This window comes from Lactobacillus sp. IBH004 (assembly GCF_026185255.2).
Lineage (GTDB): Bacteria > Bacillota > Bacilli > Lactobacillales > Lactobacillaceae > Lactobacillus > Lactobacillus melliventris.
In genome coordinates this window covers 186,779-212,513 of the sequence record NZ_CP110217.2, presented here as the reverse complement: position 1 = coordinate 212,513, position 25,735 = coordinate 186,779, and the positions used below count along the sequence as shown (strand labels likewise).

The window sequence follows — 25,735 nt, the reverse complement described above, 5'->3', positions numbered from 1 at the left end:
ACATTTTGCCTTAATTATACCAATGATATAGAATAAATAAACAAAAAAGGCACCGGTATATTATATGCTTATAATTTAGATTAAAAAACAAATATTATCAGCAAGCCATTTAATATGTCTTTACTTTAAATCACTTTCACTTAACAAATGCATTGAGCGATCATTATATACATAATTAATTCCTCGCGCCAAAAGCAAATCAACAGAAATACGGACCATTCTGTCCGGATAATGGCTGTGCTTAATTGTATCAGTTACTACAATTTGTTCAATTGGTAATTCATTCAAAACTTCAAGCGCGTTTTGTGAGAGCAGTGCGTGTGTGGCAGCAACATAAACCTTCTTGGCACCAGCTGCTAAAACAGACTTGGTTGAAGAAGAAATACGTGATCCGGTATCAATTAAATCATCAACAATAATGCACTTCTTGTCTTTAACATCACCGATCATATCATGTACATCCGCATCATAACGGGCACGACGCTGGTCCACAATTGCGATAGGAGCATCAAAGCACTGGCCAAAGTTACGGGCAAGTTTAGCACCAGAGTGATCTGGTGAAACAACTACAATGTCATCTTCTTCTTTAGTAGCAATACCATTATCAATAAAATATTGCGCTAATAACGGCATAGCATGCAAATGATCAACCGGAACATTATAAAAGCCTTGAATTTGTGAAGCGTGCAAATCAAGTGCGATTAAGTGATCCATACCAGTAATTTGTAATAAATTAGCTATGAGTTTAGCAGTAATTGGTTCCCGTGAACGAGTTTTGGTATCTGAGCGTGAATAAGCCAGATATGGCACTACTACATTAACCCTATGCGCTGAAGCACGATGCAATGCATCTAAAACAATTTCTAATTCCATAAAGTTTTCATTTACAGGATCTTGAATTGACTGAATGACAAAAACATCACATCCCCTGACACTTTCGCCAATATTAACTTGGATTTCGCCATCGCTAAAATGCTGCACAGCAGTTTCGATTAACGGCTTTTTCAATATTTGCGCAATTTTTTCATTTAAAGCGGGATTTCCGCCGAGCCCAATTAGCTTCATTGGGTGCATTAACTGAAGAAGTTCTTCCTTGTTCATAGCTACCTCGTTTTTTAAAAAATACAATCTTTGCAAGTCTATTATAACCAAAAAAGTCATCAGTGCCTAGAAAAGTAATAATTCAAACAAAAAGCCGAAGATACTTTCGGCTTCTACTATACCAATTTACTATTATTTCTAAAAAAATTTAATGACCTATTGGAAAAAGTCTTCCATTAAGTTTAGTAATTTGAAACTCCTTACGGCGTAACTTTCATGTTTTTGTCTGGGCATGACCAAAAGCTGCCCTTGAGGAATAATCTGGCTATACCAGCGAACATGCTCTACTTTAACCCAGTCTTTTTCACCTACTACACAATAGGTAGGTATCTTAATTGCCTTTAAGCTGTCAACCGACATAAAGCTCTCTGATAATTCTACTTTACTGTCCCGGTTCATGCGTAAGAAGCGCAGAAAGCCTTCAGTCAAATAGTGGTAAGACCTGATGCCATTACCGTTAACAAAAACCCCTGCTATCATCAGCTTTTTAAAGACATCTTGGTCTTGACTAGCCAGCATCATTGCTACTAAGCCGCCTGCATCAAAGCCAAAGCAATAGCAGCCTCTGATATGAACCTGCTTAATAAAAGCCGCAAGGTCTTCGACTTCAGTCTGATAGTGTTCTGCTGCTTCTCCTTGACTCAGACCATGACCTCTCATATCCAGCACATAAACCGTGTAATAAAGAGACAAAGGAGCCACTATCTGGTCAAACATGCCACCATCTAAATGGTGTCCGTGTAATAGAAGAAGCGGCGCGCCCTTACCTAATTTACTGTAATAAAGTTCATTACCATTTACTTTTTCTCTCATCTTTGGTCTCTCTCACTAGCCTCAATCAACTTCTGATTAGAACCATTTTCCTTCTTATGTTCATGCCACAAGCTACGGATGATAATTTTTACAATAATGTAATTCGCTTTAAAATTATCAGGAATCATTTTTGAATTAAAGTGATGAACCATGCTGTCTTTACGTTGCCAGTAATGATATAGAGGCTTGCTATCACAATAAAAGCCCTCTGTTAAAGCTAAGTATTGGACATTAAATATTTGATCTTCCATAAAGGCCAAGTTTTTCTTGAAACTAAGATGATTCTGGCGTACAACCGCCAATTTGTATCCTTTGTTCCAAGTATAACCTTTAACAGGAGTAGCCAAGCAATGGTTATCACATAAAGAGCCAAATGGATTACTGATTAACTGGTAGGTTCTAGCCTTACCTTTCATCCCCCGTACAACTTTTTTAGTGACAGGAACCGAGCCCTGCTTATTTTCGTAATCAAGCCAAAAGCCACAGGAAACCATTGCAGCATCAGGATGATCATGAAAAGCATTTACAAAAAAAGCTGTGTAACCAGAATCTACCCAGTCATCACCATCATGAAAAGTAAAATATGGTGTATCAACGTTTGCAATGCCAACATTACGCGCATCAGACAGGCCACCATTATGCTTATTTATTATTTTAAAGTAACGGAATCGCGCACGATAGCTCTCAGCTATTTTTCTAGTATTATCCGTTGAACCATCATTGACAATTAACAACTTAAAATTCGGATCATCTTGCTGTGCTAAATGATCAAGTGCTCGAGTCAAGTATCTTTCAACATTGTAAACTGGCATGATGACAGTTAATTCAGGTTGCTCAGTCATAGCTCCCTCCTTCACTTTTGTTATTATACCATCTTAAATATTAAAAATAACGTAAAGTAAGTAGTACATAACTATAATTTAAACTTTTGCGTTTATCATTTAGTATAATTAAGGACAGTCAAAAGGAGCTAATTACAAATGAAAAAAGCAAAAACTATTTTAGCTATTATTACAATGTTATTTTTTAGTACCATTTTATGTGGCACTGTTAAGCAAACAGTTAAAGCAGATGATTTGCCCGTAGTTTGCCTGGGAACGTCTTTGACTGAAACGCAAAAAAACGGTACGTTAAAAACACTCAGCGAACCTCTAAAGGGCGCTAGCTATCAAACTATTACGATCACGGGTGCCGACTTAGTCAAATACCTTAACCCATCTGGTGCTAACTTTACTACTAATTCTGGTGTCTGGTCTAGTGCGATGATTGAAAAGACTGCTTCTGGTAACGGTATTAACGTCCACATCCTTGACTATCAAGGGCGCAACAATATTACCACAATCACATCTGATCAATATAAAAATGCCGCCTTAACTGCCGGTATTTCTGACGCTAATATTTACGTTACTAGTGCCGTTCCTATTGATGGCTCCGGTGCTTTAGCCGGTGTCTACGCCGCTTACAGCAAAACCGGAGAAAACTTAAATCAGAGCCAGGTTAATGCAGCTCAAGACGAAATAAACACATTGAGTAAAATTACTAAAGAAAATAAAGATAAAGACGGCTATAGTGATGCACAACTTAATAACGCTGTTGCAGGTGCAAAGCAGGAAATGGGCAAAATCGGTAACAATATTTCAAACAGTCAAATTCATGACATTGTTAACAACCAAATTAACATCAATCATCTTGGCGATGTCATTAACAATAATCAGAAACAGCAAATAATCAACATTTTAATTGAAGTGCGTGATTCTGGTGCTTTAAAAAATCATAAATTTAGGGACCAGGCCGATGCTTTATCAAAAAACATTAAACAGAATGCAAAAGACATTTTCGATAAAATAAATACCCCTGAAAACCGCAATTGGTTTGAACAAATTTGGCACAGCATCACTTCATTTTTCAGTCACCTGTTTGGCGGTTTAATAGTCACTACATTTTAACTAATTACATTTGGTCCATAAATTTATTTAATGTATGGTCAACAAATTCATTACCGCGATTATTGGCGTGGCCTTTAGTCCATTCGAATTTAGTTTGAGAAAATTCACCCAAGAGCTGATCCAACTCCTGCCAGCATTCAAGGTTCGCAATTGGACCCTTAGAGCTTTTGGTCCAGCCACGCTTTTTCCAACCCTTAAGCCAGCCTTTAGTAATGGGATTTAGCACGTATTGAGAATCGAGTACAAACAGTAATGGCTCGTGGTTAAAGTTTAACTCAAGCAATTTCTTGAGAGCTTCAATTAAAGCAGTTAATTCCATTTTATTATTAGTCGCACCAAACTCACCGTTTGAATTATAAACAGACTTTTGTTGGCCATCTTCTTGCCATTCAATTAGATAGGCCCATGCAGCTTTATCCGTTGCACGCACATGGCCGCCTTTAAAGTTACCGGTATTGCGGGTGCCGCCATCCGTATAGATTGTGGCAAAAAAGCTGGACGGATGCGCTTTAGTTGCCTTGTTTAATGCTCTATTCTTTTGGGGAGAAGTTGCCGCGGCAGAAGGCTTCTCCTTGATTTTACGGCTTTCTCTTTGAATCTTGGCAATTGCCTCTTTTAAAGAATCCTCGTCTTTTTGAAAGACCTGTTGAACCTTCTCGTGGTCCCAATCCAAATATTCTGTAGCATCCGTTATCTTGCTAAAAGATTTAAACTCAGCTCCAGAATAGCCATCAACCTGTTTTCGGGCTTCATCCCAAGTGCGATAAACGCCTGGCTTGCGGCCCTTTTTTACTGCATAAAATTTCATATGTTCTCCTTTCACTAATTTGTCTAGTCAATGCTAAAATATATGTAGTTCTATTTTTAAGGTGGTATTATGTTCTTCAATACTAAAAAATACAAGGAAGAAGTGGAAAAAAACCACAAACGTGATCTTGCACAAGAGCCCAGCAGGCTCAGTATGCTTTTTCTCGCTGCTTTGGCAACTTTTGCACCAACTCGTATTTTTTTGCGTTTACATAAAAAAAGAATTGAAGATAACGCCACCATTGAACCAAAAAAAGGTGACTTTGAACAAGTACCGATAATTTATTTTCATGGCTTTCGTGGTGGTGACTATACCACCAAGGTAATGGTTCAGCAGGCTCTGATAGATAAAGGAACTTCGAAGTATCTCAAAGTAACTACTGACTTGCTGGGTAACTTCAAGCTCGAAGGTACCTGGACAGGTGATCGAAATCCCATTGTACAAGTTGTTTTTCGCCAGCGCCTCGTTGGCGTTTATGCAATTGATTACTACTTGCGTTTTACATTACCATTCTTAGCTCAAAGGTACCATTTTTCTCACTATTCGGCAATTGCACACTCTCTTGCCTGTCCCTGCATCGTACGCACAGAAATGCGTAAATCCCGTAAAAAGCAGTTCCCTCATTTGGTCAAATGTGCTTTTATCGCTGGTCCCTTTGACGGGGTAGTTTACTTAGGAGATATTCCCAACGTTAATGCCTTTAACCAAAAGGGTCGTCCAGCTGTAGTTAACTTGCACTACCTGTATCTTTTGCTCAGACGCAAACGATTTAATCCCAATATTTCAGTGCTAAACATTTATGGCAATGTTTTAGACAACACCAACAGCGATAAATTTATTTCCGTGACTTCTGCTAAAAGCATCCGCTACGTTTTAGCACCTTATGCCAAATCTTATCATGAAGTTGAGATTCGCGGTAAAAAGTACGCAGAACACAGCTGGATGCATGATAATCCCTTTGTTATCGACATTATTGATAAATTTATTGGTCTTAAAAAGTAATTTGATTTTTGGAGGAAATAAGTGTGATTCTGCTCCGTGACATAGGACGCATCATCATTATTACTAATACTATCTTAGCCTTTTACATCGTCTTTCACAGAAGACGCTCTGTCTCAACAACCTGGGCCTGGCTGATTATCTTGCTGGTTTTTCCAGTTTTAGGGATGATTATTTACGGCTTTTTCGGTCGGGGAATTTCGCAGGAAAATATTTTCGCTATTAACAAACAACATCATATTGGGTTGCGAAATGTCCAAAAATCTATTACTGCTGCTCCTAAAAAAATCAGTACATCTGATACGTCAAATAAGGCTAAGATGGTTATACACTTTTTTGATCACGATGGTGAGTCACCATTAAGTAAAAATAACCACGTTAAGCTTTATACCGATGGTGAAATCATGTTTCACGACATGATGCGTGACATCAAAAAAGCTAAACAGTCTGTAAATGTTGAATTTTACACCTTTTATAATGATGAAATAGGCAATGATTTTCTCGATTTGCTAATTCAAAAGGCACAAGAAGGCGTATCTGTACGCTTACTATATGATGCCTGGGGTTCAATGGGAGCAACTAAAGCCTGGTTTGACCAACTAAGAAAAGCCGGTGGCGTTGTGCTACCTTTTATTACTTCACGCAACATGATTACGCGGTACCGGATTAACTACCACTTGCACCGCAAAATTGTCGTAGTTGACGGTAAAACATCTTGGACCGGCGGCTTTAATATTGGTGACCAATATCTCAGTCGCAAGAAAAAGTTTGGTTATTGGCGTGACAGTCAGGTGAGAATTGTCGGTTCAGCCTCTCTGCTTTTGCAAGAACGATTTGTCATGGATTGGAATGCTTCCATTCAAAAGGAAAACCAAGTAATCACATTTAATACTGTTCTTTTCCCTAATTTAGATGAAAATGAAATTCATCCCGGCGACGTAGCTACACAGATAATTTCGGATGGGCCCGATCGTTACAATGCTAATATGCGTAATGGTATTATGCGCCTAATGTCTTTAGCTAAAAAGAGACTCTGGATTCAGACACCCTATTTAATTCCTGACGACGCGATGTTTGCGACTTTGCAAACTATTGCTATGTCGGGAATTGATTTGCGAATTATGATTCCGTGCAAACCTGATCACCCTTTTATTTACCGCGCCACACAATGGTATGCCAATGAACTATCTCGTTATGGTATTAAAATTTATATTTATAATAAAGGTTTTATTCATGCTAAAACAATTGTGGTTGACGACACTTTTTCTACGGTTGGTTCAATGAATCAAGACTATCGCTCGTATGATCTTAACTTTGAAGATGTTGCCGTTTTTTATGATAAAAATTTTACCAGTGAAGTCGCACAGTCTTTTGCAGATGATATGAAAGATTCATCATTATTAACACCCGAAGATATAGCCAAACAAAGTCGCTGGCTCAAGATTTTGCAAAGCTTCTCACGGATGCTTTCACCTATTTTATAATTAACAAAAAGCCTTCCGTTGTGGAAGGCTTTTAAAATGCGCTATTATTAATTATTCTGCAAAGTGATAAACACTTTCAACTGGGTAGCGAGTTGTTTTAGCTCTAGTTTCTTCGGTTTCATTGCTCTTGCCAATTACTATTGCCATTACTGGTAAGTAGCGTTTTGGCTCTAAGTTAAAGGTTCTGGCAATTTTAGATTCATCATAACCAGCAATTGGGTTAGTGTCATAACCATGATTGCGAGCAACAAGCATAAACTGCATAGCAGCAAGTGAACAAGATCTAATGGAATCAATTGCACAAGAATAATATGTGCCGTTTTCATAAGATGGCAAAAAGGTTCTTAAGACTTCGTCTAATTTTTCCTTAGTGATGTTGCCTGTCTCATATTCCTTGGTCCAATTTTCACGATACTTTTTATAAGCATAAACATCGGCAAAGACTTGCACGACTGCAGCACAGCTGTCCATCTGGGGATCGTTAAATCTCAGCATGTATTTCTTAACTTTAGCAATAGTTTCCGGGGTGTCTGCTACTTCAAAGTGCCAACCTTGCAAGTTGCAGCCAGAAGGAGCTGTAATTGTTTCTTCAAACATTTCCTTAAATTCTGAACGCGGAATCTTGACACTCTTATCAAAATGGCGCACAGAATGACGATTTTGAACCACATCATTAAAATCGTTATTACGCATTTCGTCACACTTTCTTTATTAAATATATCTCTACTCGTTAATTTTACTACATCTTGTTACCGCTTTCACATATTATTTATAATTATTAGCAGTATAATAATATATAAATTATTACAGCTAAGAAAGGTCTATTAAAATGAAAAAACTAGTCAGAGATAAAATTCCAGAATTTGCTCATTATGCTACTTATCGCAAACTTGCTCCAGCAGAAATTGAACCGGCATTAAAGCAAAAATTAATTGAAGAAACTAACGAAGTTCTTGCCGCTAAAACCGATACTAATTTAATTGAAGAGTTGGGTGACGTTTACGAAGTCATTTTAGCCTATCTCAAATTTAAAAACGTTGACCAGGACACTTTTTTAAATCAGGTCAATAAAAAACGCGCTCTTAAGGGCGGTTTTACTAAATATTTGGAAATGAACTGGGAAGAAAAATAATTAAAAAAAAGACACGCTTTTACGTGACTTAAAAAATATCCTGAATTTCAATATGAATATCATGATGAATGTGATTTTTGAGCGCCTCAACAATTTGCGCAACGCCGTTGGAAAAGCGCAGGTAATATTGTCTGTTCTTTTGGGTTGTCAAAATACAAATTACCTGTTTTTTCTTTGGATTAGGTACTTTAATTAAAGTTACCATTGCAATTTCCGAATATGAAATCGTTCGGCGAAAGTAACCTGAAACTACGGCCCTTTTTGGTGCCAGACCTGTAAAGCCGTCAATTATACCGATCATCAAGAAAATCGCTAAAAATATACTTAAACCCGGGTCTCCCTTTTCAATTAATTGCCAGGTAAAACCGATCCAGATAAAAATCACGGCCCAAATAATTGAAGAGGAGCGATAATGTCCCTTTAAATCAATATTTGCCTGCCAGTACCAACTATAACAGGTGTAGCCTAAAAGTAAGGCATCCAGAATTAGATAAAAAACTATCATATGACTCTCCTCAATTGTATTTTCATCTATTATAACAGACTCGCAGTCTTTAGAGCGGTTAATCAACATTAATGATATTTTACTTGCATTTTTATTAAAATTATGATTGAATTATTATCAAATTAAATGCAGTGAAAAAGACGAGTAAATAGCTTATCTCTTTAAGTGAATCGGTGACAGTGGAAAACCGTTAGACCCTGAGTTATTGAAAAACACTTTTAGCAGCACGCTGAAATTCATGTAAAAGTAGGTTGTGTCGTCTCCAGTACGTTACCACGCTGGTGAAGCATGTTAGTGCTTCATGAGTTGGCCCTTTAGGGCAATTGAGGTGGTACCGCGGAAAAAGCCTTTCGTCCTTGTTTTTATTAAAAACGGGATAAAGGGCTTTTTCTTTTCCTTAATTTATAGGAGGTCAAAACAATGACTTTAATTTTACCAGAAGGTTACCATCCTACTCTCACAATTCGTGATACAGAAGCAGCTATCGTGTTTATTCGAGAAGAATTCCAAAGAGTTCTAGCTAAAAAATTAAATCTGCAGCGAATGTCTGCCCCGCTTTTCGTTGAAAAGCATACAGGGCTTAACGATAACTTGAATGGAGTTGAACGTCCAGTTGCCTTTGATGCTAAGAATTTGCCTGCAGATGATACACTTGAAATCGTGCATTCCCTTGCTAAATGGAAAAGAATGGCACTAAAAAAATACGGCTTTAACATGCACGAAGGACTTTTCACTAACATGAACGCCATTCGCCGCGATGAAGATTTAGACAACTTCCATTCGCTCTACGTGGATCAGTGGGATTGGGAAAAAATCATTGCTAAAGAGGAAAGAACAGAGGAAACCCTGAAAAGCACCGTTACTAAAATTTTTGCAGCAATAAAGGAAATTGAAGCTGGCTGTGCTTTCCGTTATCCTGCTTCTACTTACCATTTGCCAGAAAAGCTTTACTTTATTACTACGCAAGAATTAGAAGACCGCTGGCCAGACATCAGCCCTGAAGAAAGAGAAAACAAAATTGCCGAAGAAGAAAAGGCAGTCTTTATAATGAAAGTCGGCGACAAACTGAAAAGAAGTGGCAAGCCCCACGATGGTCGTGCACCAGATTATGATGACTGGCAACTAAACGGTGACCTGATTTTCTGGTATGAGCCTTTAAAGCAAAAAATTGAAATTTCTTCTATGGGTATCCGTGTTAGTCCTGAAAGCCTGCATGAACAATTAAAGAAGGCTGACTGTCTGGACCGTGAAAAATTGGAGTTTCACCGGATGCTGCTTGATGGAGAATTGCCTTATACCATCGGTGGTGGAATTGGTCAATCCCGCTTATGTATGCTTTTGCTTGGCAAAGCTCACATCGGTGAAGTTCAAGCTAGTGTTTGGCCTCACGATATGATTACTAAATGCAAAGAACATGACATTCAAATTTTATAATTAATAAAAACCATGCTAGCAATTTCTGACAGCATGGTTTTTATTGCAATAACCCTATCTCACAGGCAAAATCTTGTAGTAAACTAACAGTAGAAAATCTAGTTTTAAGAAAGGCAAAATTATGATTGATTCTAACAAGATAACTGAATTAAAAAATGATATTGATCAGGCACGCCACATTACTTTTCTGACTGGTGCCGGCGTTTCAACTCATTCTGGTATTCCTGATTATCGTTCTAAAAACGGTATTTATGATGGCGTTTCTGAAAGTCCGGAAACAATATTGAGTGAAGAAACACTTTATCAGCGACCTGAATTTTTCTACCAGTTTGTAATGGATAATATGTACTTTCCTAACGCCAAGCCAAACGAAATCCACCAGAAAATTGCCGCTATCTGCAATGAAAAAGGCGATTTAATCACCCAAAATGTTGATGGCTTGGACAACAAAGCGGGCAATAAACACGTCACTGAATTTCACGGCTGCCTTTATAATATCTACTGCACTAAATGTCATCAACCAGTTTCATACGCTGAATATGCGAAGTCCTATCGGCATGAAAATTGTGGCGGTATTATCAGACCAGGAATTGTTTTATATGGTGAAGCCATTAATGGTGACAGTTTAGCCAAATCTGTGAACGCCATGCAAAATTCTGACCTTGTAATTATTTCAGGCACCAGTTTCGTCGTGTACCCTTTTGCCCAGCTTTTATCTTACAGGCAGTCTGGAGCTAAAGTTTGGGCAATTAATAAAACAGCCATTCCCGCAGAAGGCATTTCTGCCATCATTGCGGATGCTCTAGATGTTTTTAAGCAGCTTTAAATTTTTAAGCAGGCTCTTTAAGCTATTCGCATTGCTTTTTACCCAAGCACTAATTATTACTTGTTAAATTTCGATACAGTAATTAAAATTTATCTGAAAAAGAAAAGAGCCTTTAAATGACAATTTTTAAAATGTATGCTCCCTTTTTTAGTGGCAGCAACTGGATACACGTGTTAACCAGTGGTAAAGATTGGCTCACCATCTTAACCCTGATTCTGATGGAATGCTTGCTTTCCGTTGACAATGCGGTTGTGTTGGCAGCCCAAACCAAGATTCTGCCTGATAAAAAACAACAGGAAAAGTCATTATTCTATGGCCTTTGGGGTGCATATATTTTTCGCTTTATCGTGATTGGCATTGGTACTTACTTAATCAATTTCTGGGAGATTAAATTAGCGGGTAGTCTCTATCTTTTCTATCTTTCCTTTAAGTTTTTCTACGACCAAAGGCAGCCCCAAAAGGCTGCCACTAGCGCAAAGATTGAAAGTGCAAAAATTACTAAGCATACCCCTAAAAAGGGCAAACATTTTTTGTCACTTTTCTGGCGGACTGTTATTTCAATTGAAGCAATGGATATCGTTTTTTCAATTGATTCAGTGCTAGCTGCCCTAGCCGTTTCCAGTAATCCGGTAGTAGTATTAATTGGCGGCATGATCGGTATCTTGTGCATGCGGGGCGTCGCTGAAATCATCATCAAATTGATGGATATTATTCCTGAATTGCAGCCAATGGCTTATATTTTAATCGGCATCATTGCTCTTAAACTATTGCTGTCTTTGCCACCTCTAAGCTACGAACTACCTGATACGACCTTTGCGCTAATCGTGTTCAGTATCCTAATTTTAACCATTGCTTTTCACTTTTTACGTGTTAAAAAGAGTAAACGCAAATTATAGTCTTTGATCAACGTATTCTTTGAGCACAACTGCCTGGTTGTGCTCTTTGTTTTTAGCGCCATAAAGAAAAAGAACATCTTGTTTTGCAAGCTCAGCTTTAACTTGGGCGATAAAATTGACAGTCACAGGATTGTGGTCCAATTCATTTATGTATTTTTGCCGAAACTCAGAATATTTAGTATCATCATGATTGAACCACTTACGCAATTCGGTGCTGGGACCAATTTCTTTTGCCCATTCATCTAAATTTGCATCTTTTTTACTTTTACCTCGTGGCCACAGACGGTCAACTAGAATGCGGTAGCCGAGCGGTTGCTCATGATCGTAAATGCGTACTAATTTTATCTTTGTCATGCTAATATCCCCTTTTAATTTAAGTTTACTACACGGAAGAAAAAATGAATTACTCAACTTATTTTACTAATAAATCTACCGCCACTATTACTAAAGATTTAATTGGCAGACCCCTCACATACAATGACGGTGAACATATTATGGGTGGCTACATTGTAGAAGCGGAAGCATATTTAGGGGTCAAAGATCGCGCAGCTCATTCATACGGCGGTCATCGCAGCCCAGCTAATGAAGGTCTTTATCGCAAAGGCGGAACCATCTATATTTATGCTCAAAGACAATATTTCTTTTTTGATGTTGCAACGCAAGAATATAATGAGCCGCAAGGAGTTTTAATTAGAGCCATCGAGCCCGTCTGGGGCATAGAGCAGATGATTAAAAATCGCGGGGGTAAAGACGGTGTCCTTTTAACTAATGGCCCCGCGAAAATGATGCAGGCTTTTGGCATTCACGATAAAAAATGGAATTTACATTTCTTAACTGACTCCCCTTTTAAAATTGATTTAGATGACAGTCACAAAAAACTGGCTAAGGAAATTAAAACCAGTGCCAGAATCGGTGTTAGCCAGTCTGAACTAGAATGGGCCAATAAAAAACTGCGTTACTATGTAGCTGGCAACCCGTATGTTTCCAGAATGAAAAAGAAAGCTTACCAAAGTGGCAATGGCTGGCAGTAAGGGCAAGCTTTTTCATGTCTTTTAAAATAGTAAAAGAAAATAAATGAGATAATTATAAAATATTTTTTAAATAAAATTATTGACAAGTTGCTTTTAATAGCCTATTATTTTTCTAAGTTAAATAATTTCCAATGCAATAGAGGTCGCGGTTATTACAAAACTGATCTGAGTGAGCGAACACTGTGAAGTTCAGGATAAGAATTACCGCCGAAATAAGAATATTGTTCGTTTCAATTTTCTTGTTGGGCTGCAAGAGAATATTTTGCAGACTGTCCTGGTTAGTCCCCAGGGAGCGCTATATGATTTGTTTTAAAAATAGATTATGAACCTCGTTGTTTTGATTAACAGCGAGGTTTTTGTTTACGCTTTTATTGTATTGGCTTTATTTGAAACATATTTTGTGGAGGTTTTCAAAATGAAGTCAAGATTTAAGTGGTTGGCTACCCTAGTTGCCTTATTCACTTGTTTGAGCATAGCAGCTAATTTTAGTCTTACTGAAGCTGATGCCAAAAAAGATGAGGGCACATTAAAAGTCGCCATGGAAGCTAATTATCAGCCGTACAATTGGACACAAACAAATAATGCTAACGGTGCTGTACCTATTGAGGGTTCAAAAGAATTCGCCAATGGCTATGATGTTAAAATTGCCAAAATTATTGGGCAAAAATTGCATCGAAAAGTTGAAGTAGTTAAGACCGAATGGGATGGTTTACTGCCTGCTCTAACCAGCGGCAAAGCTGATTTGATTATTGCCGGCATGAGCCCTACAGCTGAGCGTGAAAAAGCCATTAATTTCTCTCAGCCTTATAGAAACAGTACTTTTGTGGTAATTACCAAGATTAATAGCAGATACGCTAACGCTAAGAAACTAACCGACTTTAAGGGTGCAAAATTAACGGCGCAACAAGGCACTTTCCACTATGACCTGATCAAGCAGTTAAAGGGCGCTAAGCGTCAACCGGCTATGCGTGATTTTGCGGCGATGCGGCAAAGTTTAATCTCCGGCACCATTGACGGCTATGTTGCCGAGGACACTGAATCAACTTCCTTTAAGATGGTTGACCCTGATATTAAGTCAATTCCTGTCAGCAAAATGGCTGGTTTCCACGCCACAAAAGATGAGTCTGTCACTGCAATCGGAATCGCTAAGCCCAACAAAGCTCTGCTTAAGAGCGTTAACCAGATATTAGCTACTATTCCTGAAGCAAAAAGAACTAAGCTAATGACTGAAGCTGTTAAGCAGCAACCTAAAACTGATAATAACAAAAAAGGCAAAAAGGCTAAGTCAGAACCGTGGTTAGTATCAATGTGGCGCCAATATGGCGGCATGATTTTAAACGGTATCGGTATGACCCTTCTTCTGGCCTCAGTTGGTACTATTGTAGGTTTCTTTATCGGCCTGGCAGTTGGTATCGTCAGAACCATTCCTACACCAACCACTACCGGTAAAAGATGGCTGCTTAAGTTTGTGAACTGGCTGCTTTCGGTCTACATTGAAGTCTTCCGGGGTACACCAATGATGGTACAAGCTGCTGTGATTTACTATGGTATTGCCCAATTCTGGCACCTGAATATTGACAGAACTGTTGCCGCACTAATCATTGTTTCGATCAACACTGGAGCGTATTTAGCAGAAATCATCCGCGGCGGAATTGTTTCTACACCAGAAGGTCAGTTTGAAGCTGCTAGTGCCTTGGGAATGACCCATAATCAAAGAATGTGGCACATTATTCTGCCACAAGCAATCAAGAACTGTCTACCTTCAATTACTAACGAATTTATCGTTAATATTAAGGATACTTCAGTCCTGAGCATCATCTCCGTATCAGAGTTGTTCTTCGTAGGTTCAACTGTTGCTAGTCAGACATTCAAGTTCTTCCCAACTTACCTGACAATTTCTGCTATCTACCTCATCTTGACCTTTACCATCACGAGAATTTTCAACTTAATTGAAAAACACCTTCAAGGAAGTAAGAATTACAACTTAATGGCAAACCAAGTTCAAGTGGGCACACCAAAAGACATGGAGGCTAAGAACTAATGACTGAAACAAACGAAACTATTTTAAGTTTAAAGCACATCAAGAAAACATTCGGTGAACACCAAGTATTAAAAGATATCTCTTTTGACATTAATAAAGGTGAAATTGCCACCATTATCGGGCCTTCAGGTGGCGGTAAATCAACTACTTTGCGCTGCATCAATTTGCTTGAGGAACCCACTGCTGGTGAAGTTGATTTTCATGGTGAAAATGTCCTGGCACCAAACTATAATCGCAATATTTATCGGGCTAAAGTCGGCATGGTTTTCCAACAATTTGATTTGTTTGAAAACAAGAATGTATTAGCTAATTGCATGGTCGGTCAGGAATTAGTATTGAAGCGTTCAAAAGACGAAGCCCGCCAAATTGCACTGGCCAATCTGAAAAAGGTGGGCATGGAGCAATACGTTAATGCTCGTCCCAGCCAGCTTTCAGGTGGCCAACAACAACGGGTCGCGATTGCCCGTGCTATCTGCATGGATCCAGAAATTCTGTTATTCGATGAGCCTACTAGTGCCTTGGATCCTGAAATGGTCGGAGAAGTTTTAAGCGTCATGAAAAATCTGGCTACTACTGGTTTAACGATGATTATCGTAACCCACGAAATGGCATTTGCGAAGGAGATTTCTGATCAAATGTTTTTCATCAGCGACGGAATAATTACTGAACAAGGTAAACCTGATCAATTATTCAATCATCCGCAAAATGAAAAAACCGTCAAGTTTTTGAGTAATTTTCAGAATAATTAATAAGGTCTAATTGAATATAAAAAACTGGTAAATCTACGTGATGAATAACGTGATTTGCCAGTTTTTTAGTTTGCTTGTGACTCTAAAAGCCTAATAATTTCCTGATTAAATTTAGTTGGCTCCTCCCACTGTGGAAAATGACCAGAATGGCCAAACCAAATCAATTTGCACGGACTAGTAATTCTAGCAGCATATTCTGCAGTCAACTGCGAGGACACATGGTGGTCATGCCTGCCCTCACAGAAGGTGATGGGAACGGCAAAATGCAGAACATTTTCAAAATTAACGTCCATCAGTTCTTCCCAAAAATATTGAATTGATTGCTTCGAGCCCTGCAAGCGATGAATTAAGTCCTTAAAAGAATAATCTTTAGCAGATATAAAAGGCCAAATTAATTTGCGGTAGTTTTTAGCGCCGTAAATTGAGCCGCCATGAGCTACAATCATTTTAGTTAATTTGAGGCTGGCCTTAGTTGGTTCATGTGCAAAATCAAGTTGGTCAAGTTTAGCAGTATTTTTCATTTTTGTTCGTAAAAAAGCTTTTTGTAAAGCAATATTCTTTTTCATATTAACGACTTGACCTATTCCGATATATTGTGCAACCAGGTCCGGATACATTTGAATAAAGTAGAGTCCTAAAACCGTCCCCCAAGAATGACCCATGATAATCAATTTATCTTGTTTTAACCGTTTTAATAAATAAAGCACAAACTGATGAATATCTGCCAAGATGGTATTAATGGACAAGTTTTCTTCAGGTGAAAATTTGTAATACGATAGTCCACTGCCCCTTTGTTCCAGATTGACAAAGATAAAATGATCTTCTAGTTCGCTATTAAATTTTTTAGTCAAGGGGATGCAGGCATCGCCCGGTCCACCATGCAAATATAAAATGATTGGTTTCCGGCCTTGCTTTGAACTAATTGAAAAATATAGTTTAGCGCCGTTAATTTCTACGTTTTCTATCACTGATGTACTCATTTTTTGGCCTATATTCATATAATCGATTGCTATTATGCATACATTGCTACTATATTTAAGTATATTATTAATGCCGCTATTTTGTAAATTCCAAATTAAGTTTGACAAAAATCAGGTTCTATTATTATATGTAGATAAATAGTCAACAAGCATTACGCTAGTAGAAAACCTTCTACTTTTACCTCATCATCGGAGAAAAACTCATGAAGAAAAATGGTTACAAAATTACTACCTACATTTTTGGATTCTTATTTATTATCACTTTAGGCTTTTTGCTCTATGATACTAGAAACCCGCCCACTGTATTTGGGGGTTTTACTAATAATGCAATGCCACTAAATCCTTCCAATCCTCATGTGGAAATTTCGTTTGGTTTGGACCCCGAATATGCTATAAATGTCGACGGACATCAATTTGAAAGAGGCACATACAAACGCATAAGTGACAGTGTGTTTAGCTTAAAAGCAAATAATGGTAAAGAGAATGGTGTCGCTTTTTTATCAAATAAAGGTTCATACTTGTTTCACTCTAAACTAAAGAAAAAGCTGATTAGTATTGAAAAGTTTTCGAATAAGCCAGAAATAAAGCCAGGGACTATCAAATAGTCTAACGTACTTTATGCTAGAAAAAATACCAAGCAGTATAGTTGCCTGGTACTCAAATCTTATTAAATTTTATTCATTTTTACCTTCAGCTTTATAAAATTTAACCCGATTAATTAAATAGTCAAGTAAAATTACACAGATTAAATTTAACACAATAATTAAGAGTATCAGTAACGGATGGTCTTCTTGCTCATCTGTCATATTCAATAAATATAAAGTTTCAAAACTAATAGGTACGCCTTGTAATGCCAAACAGTAAATTAAATCATTTTCGACTTGATCAATAAATGTATCTTCTTTTACTTCAAAGCAAACTGTAGCAATTATTGTTATGATGAATGCACTAATTGACCATATTAAGTTATAATTCGGCTTATTGGAGAAAAAAGCTTCCATTTCAATTATACACAACCACAGTAAAGCAGCTCTTGCTAATTTCATTTTCATCTCATTTAATAGCCTTTCTTTCTTATTTTTTTAAATATTATATCATGTTTTAAAGTTTAAGTAAAATGTAATTCTATTAAAAATATTAGTCTAATAATAATTAGGAGTGTTTAGCTGTATGAAAGAGATATTAAGTTATCCAATATCAAAATATTAAAGGCAGATATATGTTTAAAAAAACACGTTTTACGCTGCAAACAAAAACTATTTTTCTGGTTTTCTTTACCACCCTTGTTTTTATTCTAACTGCTGGAACCATCACCTCATACAAAGTAGCGCAAAATCAAAAACAAATCATCAAAGAAGAAATTAATAGTGTGTCTAAAATTGTCGCCAATAATGAGCAGGTACAAATTGCTTTAAGAAAAAAAGTCAAACCCACAACATATAACCCGATTCAAAAATATGCCGAACAAGTTAAAAAAGAAACTAAAGTAGACTTTATTGTGGTACTTGACAATAATTACGTCCGCTATTCCCATCCTTCTGAGAATCATATAGGCAAAAAATTCAGTTCGCCTTCTGATGCTCAAAAATCAAGCTCTGGTAAGGCGCATTATTCTCACCGTCGGGGTGTTTTGGGAACTGGCTACCGGATTTTCCGCCCGATTTTTGCACACAAGCAGCAAATCGGAATAGTTTGTGTTGGTCTCACTGACAAATCAATTAATAAAGTTATTCGAGTCGCCCAAAGATCAGTTGTAATTGGCTCTCTAGTTTCATTAATAATTGGCATACTGCTGGCTTTATTAATATCAAGACGCATTAAAAAAACGCTGTTTGATATGGAACCAAACGAAATTGCATTTAAGCTCACAGAATTATATGCTATTAATGACAGTATTGATGAAGCGCTTATTGTTGTAAATAATCACAAAATTTTAATTACTGCTAATTACTTGGCTAAAAAATCTTTCCCTTCCTTAATGGTGGGAAAAGCCCTGGATAAAAATCTAATTGATTTATTATTTGCAGACAACCAACAATTACCTAAAACAAATGAGCTTGTCTTAATCAATGCTAAAGAATATATTGTTTCAGTTAGTCAACTGGTATACCATAAGCAGATTTTTGGCCAAGTAGCTCTACTGCAGGATCAGTCCAAATACCAGAAGTTATCTGAACAGCTTGCCGGCAGCCAACAATATATTCAGTCACTAAGGGCACAATCACACGAATTTTTAAATAAATTGCAGGCAATCTACGGCATGATTGAATTAAAGCAGTATGATCAAGTTAATTCATTCATTGCAAAAATAAACCAAAATTACCAGCAAGAATTTGGTCAACTGAATAAACAGCTCGAATCCCCTGCGCTTGTTGGCTTTTTAACTGGAAAAATGAACCAGGCGCAAGAGCAAAGAGTCAACTTGGAAATTACGCCTGACTCTAACTTGCCGCAAAAGATTGTAACTGAGCAATTAAATTTAGACCTGATTAAAATACTGGGCAACCTCATTGACAATTCGCTTGCAGCAATTAAAGATAGCGGCAAAATCACCTTGGCAATTAATTTCGATAATGAAAGTTCAGTCTTAATTATTGAAGTTGCTGATACTGGTACTGGCATTGCGAGCGCAGTTAAAAAGCATTTATTTAAACAGAAGTATTCAACTAAGGGCAAGGATCACGGCTATGGACTTATTCTGGTGCAGCAAATCATTAAATCCTATAGTGGCCATCTTGAAGTTTCATCTTGTAAACCTCATGGTAGCAATTTTTATATAGAATTGCCTTTGCAGGAAAAAAACGAAAAGGAATAAAATGTTAACAATTTTAATAGTTGAAGATGACCCGATGGTCAGCTCGATTAACAAACAATATTTAATGAGAATTATTAAGCCGGAAAACCTGACTGTTTATCAAACTGCTACTGCCAAAAAGGCACTAGCAATTACTAAAAAAATCAACCCTGATCTGATTCTGCTTGATGTTTACCTTCCTAAAACTTCTGGTACCGAATTACTGGAACAATTTATTCAGCATAATCTCCATCCCAATGTCATTATGCTTTCTGCCGCCAAAGACAGTACCAACATCAATATGGCTTTAAAATATGGTGTTTTGGACTACTTGCTCAAACCTTTTTCTTTTAAACGTTTTAAAGAGGCAATTGAACATTTTTTAAAATATAACGAAGTATTGCAAAAAAACAACACGGTGTCACAAGGTGAACTTGATCATATTTTTATTACCCAAGATATGAATAACTTAAATGATGAGACTGGGTTGCCTAAAGGGCTTTCAGATTTTTCCTTAACCAAAATTAAAACTGCTATTTCCCAACTTGCTGGTGAATTTTCCAATCAAGATGTAGCACGACAGTCGAAGTTATCACGCATTACTACTAAAAAATATTTGGACTATCTGGAAAGAACCGGCAAACTTTCCACTAAAGTGCACTATTTAAAGGTTGGTCGACCAATTAAAATATACAAATTGAATAAATAAAAAAACAAGCTATTGTCGTAGCTTGTTTTTTATTAGATAAACTTTAGTCAAGTTTCACATCATTATCAGTATGACCAGTCTCTAATACCTGGTGGAAGTTCTCATAACTGACGTTGATCATGTCTGTTAAAGCAGGACTGGTATATGAACCAATATGAGGTGTTAATAAAACCTTAGGATACAATTCTGTTAATTGTCTGGTTAAATCATTAGTGATATTGCCATTATAATTATGGCCTAAAACTTCTGCTTCATCAGGCAGAACATCGCTTGCAAAGCCGGCAATTTGACCATCTTTAATTGCCTTAATCACAGCAGGGTAATCAGCCAGTTGCGATCTAGCAGTATTGACCAGAACCGCATTGTTCTTCATTTTACCTAGAAAAGCTTCATCTATCAAATTATCATTTTGCCCTGGGAAATATGGTACGTGAATTGAAACAATGTCTGATTGAGCTAGTAATTCGTCTTGACTTACAAACTTTACGTATTGTTTGGCAAAATCACTCGGATAAGGATCATAGCCCAAAACATTGGTCCCCATGCCATGATACAGTTGTGCTTCCGTAGCTCCAATTCTACCAGTACCAATGATACCTACTGTACTTGAATGAACTTCACCTGAAAAAGTGGCAGTCGAAACTGAAAAGTTTCCCTTATTAGTCAAGGTGGTAGCTAAGGCGGTATGTCTAAAGAGCATCATTCCTAAAGTCATAGCTAATTCAGCCACTGCGTATGGTGAATAAGCCGGAACGCGGGCAACTTTCATATCATATTTTTTAGCGGCCTTGAGATCAATATGGTTATATCCCACTGTTCTCGTGAAAACATATTTAATGCCCCACTCATTGAATTTAGCTAAGTTGGTTGCATCACCTACACAGTTGGCTCTGAGTAAAACTGCATCTGCTCCCTTAGCCGTTTCAACATTATCATGAGTTAACATGTCGGATTCCAGCTGCAATTCATAATTATATTTATTTAATTTTTTAAAATAATCAACTTCATTTTCGCGAACGCCATAGGCTACTATTTTAAACATTTTAAAATTTCCCTCCTAATTAATGAAATATACCAATTTGACTGAGAACGCCCAGAAAAGCGATCCATATTGGCATGGCAATAACCGCCATAATTGTTGAAATAAATGATGCATCAGAAGATAACACCGGCTCACGGTCAAAACTGATTGCATAAGATGATGCAACAGCTGCAGTTGGTGTAGCCATCATGATGATAATTGTTCCTAATGCAATGTAGCTAACAGGTAAAATATTAGTTACAGATAAAATAACTAGGAGCAGTAAGTTCAATAATGGCACTAATATAACCTTGTTAAAACTGTAGTACCATGAAGTCTTGTTGGCAGCAGCTTCTTTGAATGAAGTTGAACCTAAAGTAGAACCGATTGATAACCAAGCAAGAGGTGAAGCCAGATTTGCTAAATATTGCATTGGTTTATATAGCCAAATTGCGGTTTGGTCAATACGGTAAAACGCAACGTGAACTATTGGGGCATTGGCATTAATTACACCGTTAACTGCTTGTTTAACAGCTACTTGAGGCACGTAATTTTGGCACAACCATAAAATCAGACCCAAGAATGTAGCAATTACGACTGGGTTAACAAACATCTTCTTTAAGTTGCTGGCCTTCATCTTGAGTCCGGACATCTTGATATACGCATATGAATATAAAAAGATTCGGTAACCAATGTTAAAGATAGAGCTGTACATGATACCCTTAGGACCGAAAACAGCCCCTACAATTGGAATACCAAAGAAAGTAGTTGAACCAAATGTGGTTAATACTGCCAAAACATCCCTTTTATCTTTAGGGTATTTAACATATGAAAGTGGGGTCAAGAATATCAAAATGATATAAATTACAATTCCCCAGATTAAAACATTCATCCCTTGTGATAAAGTTTCATTACTAATTGGTTGCATGAATGAGTTAAAAGCCAATGCTGGTAACGCAACTGTCAAAACTATTTTGGACAATATTTTACCAAACTTTTCGGTGAAAATACCGCGTTTACGCAGGTAAAAGCCCAATAGAATAATGAAAATTGTTGACGTTATTGAACTGACAATCGCAACATTCGAAAAAGTTACTTTGATTGCTTGCGCAATATTCATTTTATTTCCTCCTATTAGTTATTCTTTTCACATTGATAATACTACTTATTTGTGAAACTAATAACTTTATCAAACTAAAGTAACCTTTTGTAACTTATGTAAATTTAAAAGCCGTGACTTGCTCATCTAATGTTAATCCCAAAATTAGGACAAATTCGAATTCATAGCAAACAGGCAAACCATTCAAATTGTGGTTTGCCTTCTTTAGTTGATGCTCGAATAGCGGTGTCACATTATAATCTAACTAATCAATTTTAGCGTCGTTTCATATTCTTTTGGCAATTAAACTAATGAAACCAGACTTTAGAAAAAGTTTCAGGCTAATTATCGTGTTCTTTATGCCATTCTTTAATTTGCTCCAGCCTTTTTTTAAAGCGGTCTTCATGACCTTGCGAGGTCGGCAAATAATATTCGTGCCCCTCTAAACTCGGTGGCATAGTTTTCATTGTTGTTAACTTGTCTTTAGCATAATGCGCCAGCTGGTAACCTTTGCCATAACCCAAATCTTTCATCAACTTAGTGGGCGCGTTACGGATCTGCAGCGGCACTGGTTCATCAATTGTCTTCTTAACGTCTTCTTCAGCGGCTAATCTAGCCTTATAAACCGCGTTTGATTTCGGCGCAAGTGACAGATAAATCACAGCTTCCGTCAAATGTACATCACATTCCGGCATTCCAATAAATTGGCAAGCCTGAAAGACGTTGACCGCTACGTTCAGCGCATTAGTATCTGCCAAACCAATGTCTTCACTGGCAAAGCGTACTAGTCTGCGTGCAATATAAAGCGGATCTTCTCCCCCTTCAAGCATCCGTGACAACCAATAGATTGCCGCGTCTACATCGCTATTACGCATTGATTTATGTAAAGCAGAAATAATATTGTAGTGTTCTTCCCCGTCTTTATCATACAAGACTGACTTTTGCGTGATTAATTGTCCCAAATTGTCCATGGTCACAGCGATTGTATTACCATTTTTGTTGCCGTTTAAAACTGCCATTTCCAGCGTGTTTAAAGCTGTTCTGGCGTCACCGTTAGCAAATTTGGCAATGGCTTTAATCTCCTGCTCACTGATTTTAACGGTTAGCTTGCCAAAACCGTTAGGGTTGTGCAAAGCATTTTGCAATAGCTTGATAATATCTTTGACTTCAAGCGGTTTTAAGACAAAAACCTTGCAGCGTGAAAGCAGCGCCGAGTTAACTTCAAAGGAAGGATTTTCGGTCGTGGCACCAATTAACGTGATACTGCCGCGTTCAACGTAAGGCAAAAAAGCATCTTGTTGTGCTTTATTAAAACGATGGATTTCATCTACAAATACCAGTGTTTTTTGCCCTACTTCGTGTTCAGCTTCAGCCTGCTTCATAATTTTGCGGATTTTAGTAATGCTGCTGTCAACCGCACTAAAGTTGTAAAAGCTCGCTTGACTCTGCCGGGCAATTATTTCAGCCAAAGTCGTTTTACCGACTCCCGGTGGTCCCCAAAAAATCATTGAGGAAACCTGATCATTATCAATGATTTCCCGCAATATTTTTCCCGGTCCCAGTAGCTGCTCTTGTCCTACAAACTGAGCTAGGTTTTGGGGGCGTACACGGTTAGCCAAAGGTTCATTTTGTCCATTATTTGCAAATAAGGATTCTTGCTTCATCATGTCATCTTCTTTTTATTTACTTTCAGACACTTACTAACCTAATTATACAAGCATTTGTTAGCAAGCAAAAATAATCGAACGCTTGTTTGAGATAAATTTATTAACTAGTTTGCAGTACAATGATATAAGTAAAGAAAATAGATATTATGAGGTGAAGATATGAAATTTTTCAAGAAAATTGGTATTGGCTTAGCCGCAACAGTGTTGACAATTAGTCCGCTGCTGCCAAGTCTAAATCATATTCAAACAGTGCAAGCTGCGCCAAAAGCACAAAAACTAGCTAAAAACAGAATTACTTTAGTCAATGACGCACCCGTATATAATCAATATGGTCAAAGACTTAAAGCAAGAAAAAACGGGAATTATTCTGTAATTGAACCAGACGTTAATGGTTTCTGCTATGTTTCTTCTTTTGATGTCGACTCCTTAGATTATTACGGCACAATAATGATTAATGGGCAAAAATACTATAAAATTGGTCAAGGAGAATATATTAATGACGGTGATGTTAATAACGTTAACGGTAAAAGCTCTAAGACCGATAAGCTGGTTTTGAATCATAGGTCTGCGATCTATACTAAAACAGGTAAACTAAAAGGCAAGACTCTACCAGTTAAATCAGTCGTTAACTATCAGGGCCAGGTTAAGCAAACCCAATCTAATCAAAAATATTATTTTGCAAAATTTAACGTTTCTGAGCAAAAGGCAACTTTTTATTACTTGCCGACAGCAACAGTTAATGGTAAAGACTGTTATGCAATAGGGAAAAATCGTTATATTAGAGCAAATAACGTTGATAGTATAGATGGGTATCCCCTTATGTACAATGGCGTGACCTATGCTACTGTTCTTAAAAAGACGACAACTCAAACTTTAACCAATGATTCTACTAAGCACGTTCTCAAAAAGGGTCAAAAAATTAAAGTTGATTTAGCGGTTCAACCTTGGGCAGAAGACTTTGAAGGCTATATTTATCGCCTGCACGATTATCCTAACGAATATGTTGGTCAAGGTTACATTAAATTAAGAAACTATTTGCCAACATCAAGTTACGATGAGCTTACATTCACCTATGTAAAGCCTAATACGACGACAAATACTAAATTCTATAATTTTGACGGCACTGCAACAGGCATCAGTTACAGGAATCGTAATCAAAGCCCCTTGACCGTTGATGGTCTTTATTACTTATGGGTACCTAGTGAAAAGAAAGCAGAATTGTTTTACCACTTTTTAACCTACAGAACAGACAGAAGCTATTTCGTTAATAACGACGGCACTGATCTTAAAAAACCAGAGCTTGACAAAAACAATAAACTAATTGAATCGACAGAAGATAAGATTCGCTATACTAACAGTTTTGTCAAAGCTAGTGATGTTACTTTTGCCGGTGGAATTAAACTTACCCCTCTCAATACTGCCAAAGACGCTGAAAGCGAGCAGAAAGTAGCAACAGATAAGGATAAGCAAGAATTGCAAAGAAAATTTGAGGAAAATAAGAATAACAAGAATGTTAAGTGTGAGCAACAAAGTGCAGTAAGTAATTATAATAATGCTTTGATGATTGCTTCTTCTGTTTTACAATTTCCAAAAGCAACAATTGCACAAGTAAAACAGGCAATTTGGCTACTTGACACAACCAAAATTCAATTAAGTACTTTAAACTTTGCCGAATGGAGTTAAATTAAAAAATAGAGTTA

At 37.3% G+C, this 25,735-nt stretch carries 26 protein-coding genes and 1 other annotated feature; of the genes, 14 read left to right on the top strand and 12 right to left on the bottom strand.

The window, feature by feature from the left end; genetic code table 11:
- Nucleotides 1-120: 120 nt before the first annotated feature.
- The 3 genes from LDX54_RS01000 to LDX54_RS00990 form a co-directional block, all read right to left on the bottom strand.
- Nucleotides 121-1,101 (bottom strand): ribose-phosphate diphosphokinase, encoded by a 981-nt coding sequence (locus tag LDX54_RS01000; RefSeq protein ID WP_046324161.1) that lies wholly within the window; start codon nt 1,099-1,101, stop codon nt 121-123.
- Nucleotides 1,102-1,257: 156 nt separating this feature from the next.
- Nucleotides 1,258-1,914: an alpha/beta hydrolase gene (locus LDX54_RS00995; protein WP_122037171.1), complete on the bottom strand. Its 657-nt coding sequence runs from the start codon at nt 1,912-1,914 to the stop codon at nt 1,258-1,260.
- Nucleotides 1,911-2,756: a glycosyltransferase family A protein gene (locus LDX54_RS00990; RefSeq protein WP_110445462.1), complete on the bottom strand. Its 846-nt coding sequence runs from the start codon at nt 2,754-2,756 to the stop codon at nt 1,911-1,913. Before LDX54_RS00990 ends, LDX54_RS00995 begins: the two co-directional genes overlap by 4 nt.
- A gap of 174 nt (nt 2,757-2,930) precedes the next feature.
- Here LDX54_RS00990 and LDX54_RS00985 point away from each other — a divergent pair, with 174 nt between their 5' ends.
- On the top strand, nt 2,931-3,860 hold the full coding sequence (locus LDX54_RS00985) for a DUF1002 domain-containing protein (protein WP_258327303.1): 930 nt from the start codon (nt 2,931-2,933) through the stop codon (nt 3,858-3,860).
- A gap of 4 nt (nt 3,861-3,864) precedes the next feature.
- Here the strand turns inward: LDX54_RS00985 and LDX54_RS00980 are convergent, their stop codons facing one another.
- Nucleotides 3,865-4,668, bottom strand: coding sequence for a ribonuclease H family protein (locus tag LDX54_RS00980; RefSeq protein ID WP_265667141.1), 804 nt, complete (start codon nt 4,666-4,668; stop codon nt 3,865-3,867).
- A gap of 69 nt (nt 4,669-4,737) precedes the next feature.
- Between LDX54_RS00980 and LDX54_RS00975 the strand changes: the two genes are divergently transcribed.
- Nucleotides 4,738-5,670, top strand: a complete 933-nt coding sequence (locus LDX54_RS00975) for an alpha/beta hydrolase (protein WP_046324156.1) — start codon at nt 4,738-4,740, stop codon at nt 5,668-5,670.
- A gap of 23 nt (nt 5,671-5,693) precedes the next feature.
- A complete protein-coding gene (gene cls / locus LDX54_RS00970) occupies nt 5,694-7,151 on the top strand; it encodes a cardiolipin synthase (RefSeq protein ID WP_187156891.1) in 1,458 nt (485 codons plus the stop codon).
- 51 nt (nt 7,152-7,202) lie between these two features.
- Here the strand turns inward: cls and LDX54_RS00965 are convergent, their stop codons facing one another.
- Entirely contained in the window at nt 7,203-7,844 is a 642-nt protein-coding gene (locus LDX54_RS00965; protein WP_187156892.1) for a nitroreductase family protein, read from the bottom strand.
- Between the two features lie 136 nt (nt 7,845-7,980).
- Here LDX54_RS00965 and LDX54_RS00960 point away from each other — a divergent pair, with 136 nt between their 5' ends.
- The gene (locus LDX54_RS00960; protein WP_187156893.1) at nt 7,981-8,283 is read left to right on the top strand and encodes a nucleoside triphosphate pyrophosphohydrolase; all 303 of its coding nucleotides are present in this window, start codon (nt 7,981-7,983) and stop codon (nt 8,281-8,283) included.
- A 28-nt stretch (nt 8,284-8,311) separates the two neighbouring features.
- On the opposite strand, the gene LDX54_RS00955 is transcribed toward LDX54_RS00960, so the two are convergent.
- Nucleotides 8,312-8,788, bottom strand: coding sequence for a hypothetical protein (locus tag LDX54_RS00955; RefSeq protein ID WP_046324153.1), 477 nt, complete (start codon nt 8,786-8,788; stop codon nt 8,312-8,314).
- 122 nt (nt 8,789-8,910) lie between these two features.
- Nucleotides 8,911-9,149, top strand: a binding site (T-box leader).
- A 59-nt stretch (nt 9,150-9,208) separates the two neighbouring features.
- Here LDX54_RS00955 and asnA point away from each other — a divergent pair.
- The 3 genes from asnA to LDX54_RS00940 all read left to right on the top strand — a co-directional run bounded on the left by asnA (nt 9,209) and on the right by LDX54_RS00940 (nt 11,944).
- On the top strand, nt 9,209-10,222 hold the full coding sequence (gene asnA / locus LDX54_RS00950; RefSeq protein ID WP_265667145.1) for an aspartate--ammonia ligase: 1,014 nt from the start codon (nt 9,209-9,211) through the stop codon (nt 10,220-10,222).
- 121 nt (nt 10,223-10,343) lie between these two features.
- Nucleotides 10,344-11,048, top strand: a complete 705-nt coding sequence (locus LDX54_RS00945; RefSeq protein ID WP_265667146.1) for an NAD-dependent protein deacylase — start codon at nt 10,344-10,346, stop codon at nt 11,046-11,048.
- 116 nt (nt 11,049-11,164) lie between these two features.
- Nucleotides 11,165-11,944 (top strand): TerC family protein, encoded by a 780-nt coding sequence (locus LDX54_RS00940; protein WP_265667147.1) that lies wholly within the window; start codon nt 11,165-11,167, stop codon nt 11,942-11,944.
- Here the strand turns inward: LDX54_RS00940 and LDX54_RS00935 are convergent.
- Nucleotides 11,939-12,298, bottom strand: coding sequence for a DUF488 family protein (locus tag LDX54_RS00935; RefSeq protein WP_046324150.1), 360 nt, complete (start codon nt 12,296-12,298; stop codon nt 11,939-11,941). The two genes, LDX54_RS00940 and LDX54_RS00935, sit on opposite strands and share 6 nt — an antisense overlap.
- A 44-nt stretch (nt 12,299-12,342) precedes the next feature.
- Between LDX54_RS00935 and LDX54_RS00930 the strand changes: the two genes are divergently transcribed.
- From LDX54_RS00930 to LDX54_RS00920, 3 genes are all read left to right on the top strand, one after another.
- Nucleotides 12,343-12,975 carry a DNA-3-methyladenine glycosylase gene (locus tag LDX54_RS00930; protein WP_265667148.1) on the top strand — a complete coding sequence of 211 codons (633 nt, stop codon included), beginning with the start codon at nt 12,343-12,345 and terminating at the stop codon, nt 12,973-12,975.
- 415 nt (nt 12,976-13,390) lie between these two features.
- Nucleotides 13,391-15,016 (top strand): ABC transporter substrate-binding protein/permease, encoded by a 1,626-nt coding sequence (locus LDX54_RS00925; RefSeq protein WP_265667149.1) that lies wholly within the window; start codon nt 13,391-13,393, stop codon nt 15,014-15,016.
- Nucleotides 15,016-15,765: an amino acid ABC transporter ATP-binding protein gene (locus LDX54_RS00920; protein WP_265667150.1), complete on the top strand. Its 750-nt coding sequence runs from the start codon at nt 15,016-15,018 to the stop codon at nt 15,763-15,765. Before LDX54_RS00925 ends, LDX54_RS00920 begins: the two co-directional genes overlap by 1 nt.
- 65 nt (nt 15,766-15,830) lie before the next feature.
- On the opposite strand, the gene LDX54_RS00915 is transcribed toward LDX54_RS00920, so the two are convergent.
- Nucleotides 15,831-16,733, bottom strand: a complete 903-nt coding sequence (locus LDX54_RS00915; RefSeq protein WP_265667151.1) for an alpha/beta hydrolase — start codon at nt 16,731-16,733, stop codon at nt 15,831-15,833.
- Between the two features lie 215 nt (nt 16,734-16,948).
- On the opposite strand from LDX54_RS00915, the gene LDX54_RS00910 reads away from it, so the two are divergent.
- On the top strand, nt 16,949-17,350 hold the full coding sequence (locus tag LDX54_RS00910) for a hypothetical protein (protein ID WP_122025529.1): 402 nt from the start codon (nt 16,949-16,951) through the stop codon (nt 17,348-17,350).
- Nucleotides 17,351-17,419: 69 nt separating this feature from the next.
- Here the strand turns inward: LDX54_RS00910 and LDX54_RS00905 are convergent, their stop codons facing one another.
- A complete protein-coding gene (locus LDX54_RS00905; RefSeq protein ID WP_122025528.1) occupies nt 17,420-17,791 on the bottom strand; it encodes a hypothetical protein in 372 nt (123 codons plus the stop codon).
- A gap of 173 nt (nt 17,792-17,964) precedes the next feature.
- Here LDX54_RS00905 and LDX54_RS00900 point away from each other — a divergent pair, with 173 nt between their 5' ends.
- Together LDX54_RS00900 and LDX54_RS00895 are read left to right on the top strand one after the other, a co-directional pair.
- Entirely contained in the window at nt 17,965-19,560 is a 1,596-nt protein-coding gene (locus LDX54_RS00900) for a sensor histidine kinase (protein WP_265667152.1), read from the top strand.
- A gap of 1 nt (nt 19,561) precedes the next feature.
- Entirely contained in the window at nt 19,562-20,248 is a 687-nt protein-coding gene (locus LDX54_RS00895) for a response regulator (RefSeq protein WP_110445447.1), read from the top strand.
- 43 nt (nt 20,249-20,291) lie between these two features.
- Here LDX54_RS00895 and LDX54_RS00890 read toward each other — a convergent pair whose 3' ends face one another.
- From LDX54_RS00890 to LDX54_RS00880, 3 genes are all read right to left on the bottom strand, one after another.
- Nucleotides 20,292-21,290, bottom strand: coding sequence for an NAD(P)-dependent oxidoreductase (locus LDX54_RS00890; RefSeq protein ID WP_046324142.1), 999 nt, complete (start codon nt 21,288-21,290; stop codon nt 20,292-20,294).
- 19 nt (nt 21,291-21,309) lie between these two features.
- Nucleotides 21,310-22,389 carry an AEC family transporter gene (locus LDX54_RS00885; protein ID WP_046324141.1) on the bottom strand — a complete coding sequence of 360 codons (1,080 nt, stop codon included), beginning with the start codon at nt 22,387-22,389 and terminating at the stop codon, nt 21,310-21,312.
- A 320-nt stretch (nt 22,390-22,709) separates the two neighbouring features.
- Nucleotides 22,710-24,032, bottom strand: a complete 1,323-nt coding sequence (locus LDX54_RS00880; RefSeq protein ID WP_265667633.1) for a replication-associated recombination protein A — start codon at nt 24,030-24,032, stop codon at nt 22,710-22,712.
- Between the two features lie 162 nt (nt 24,033-24,194).
- On the opposite strand from LDX54_RS00880, the gene LDX54_RS00875 reads away from it, so the two are divergent.
- A complete protein-coding gene (locus tag LDX54_RS00875; RefSeq protein WP_265667153.1) occupies nt 24,195-25,718 on the top strand; it encodes an SLAP domain-containing protein in 1,524 nt (507 codons plus the stop codon).
- Nucleotides 25,719-25,735 lie beyond the last annotated feature (17 nt).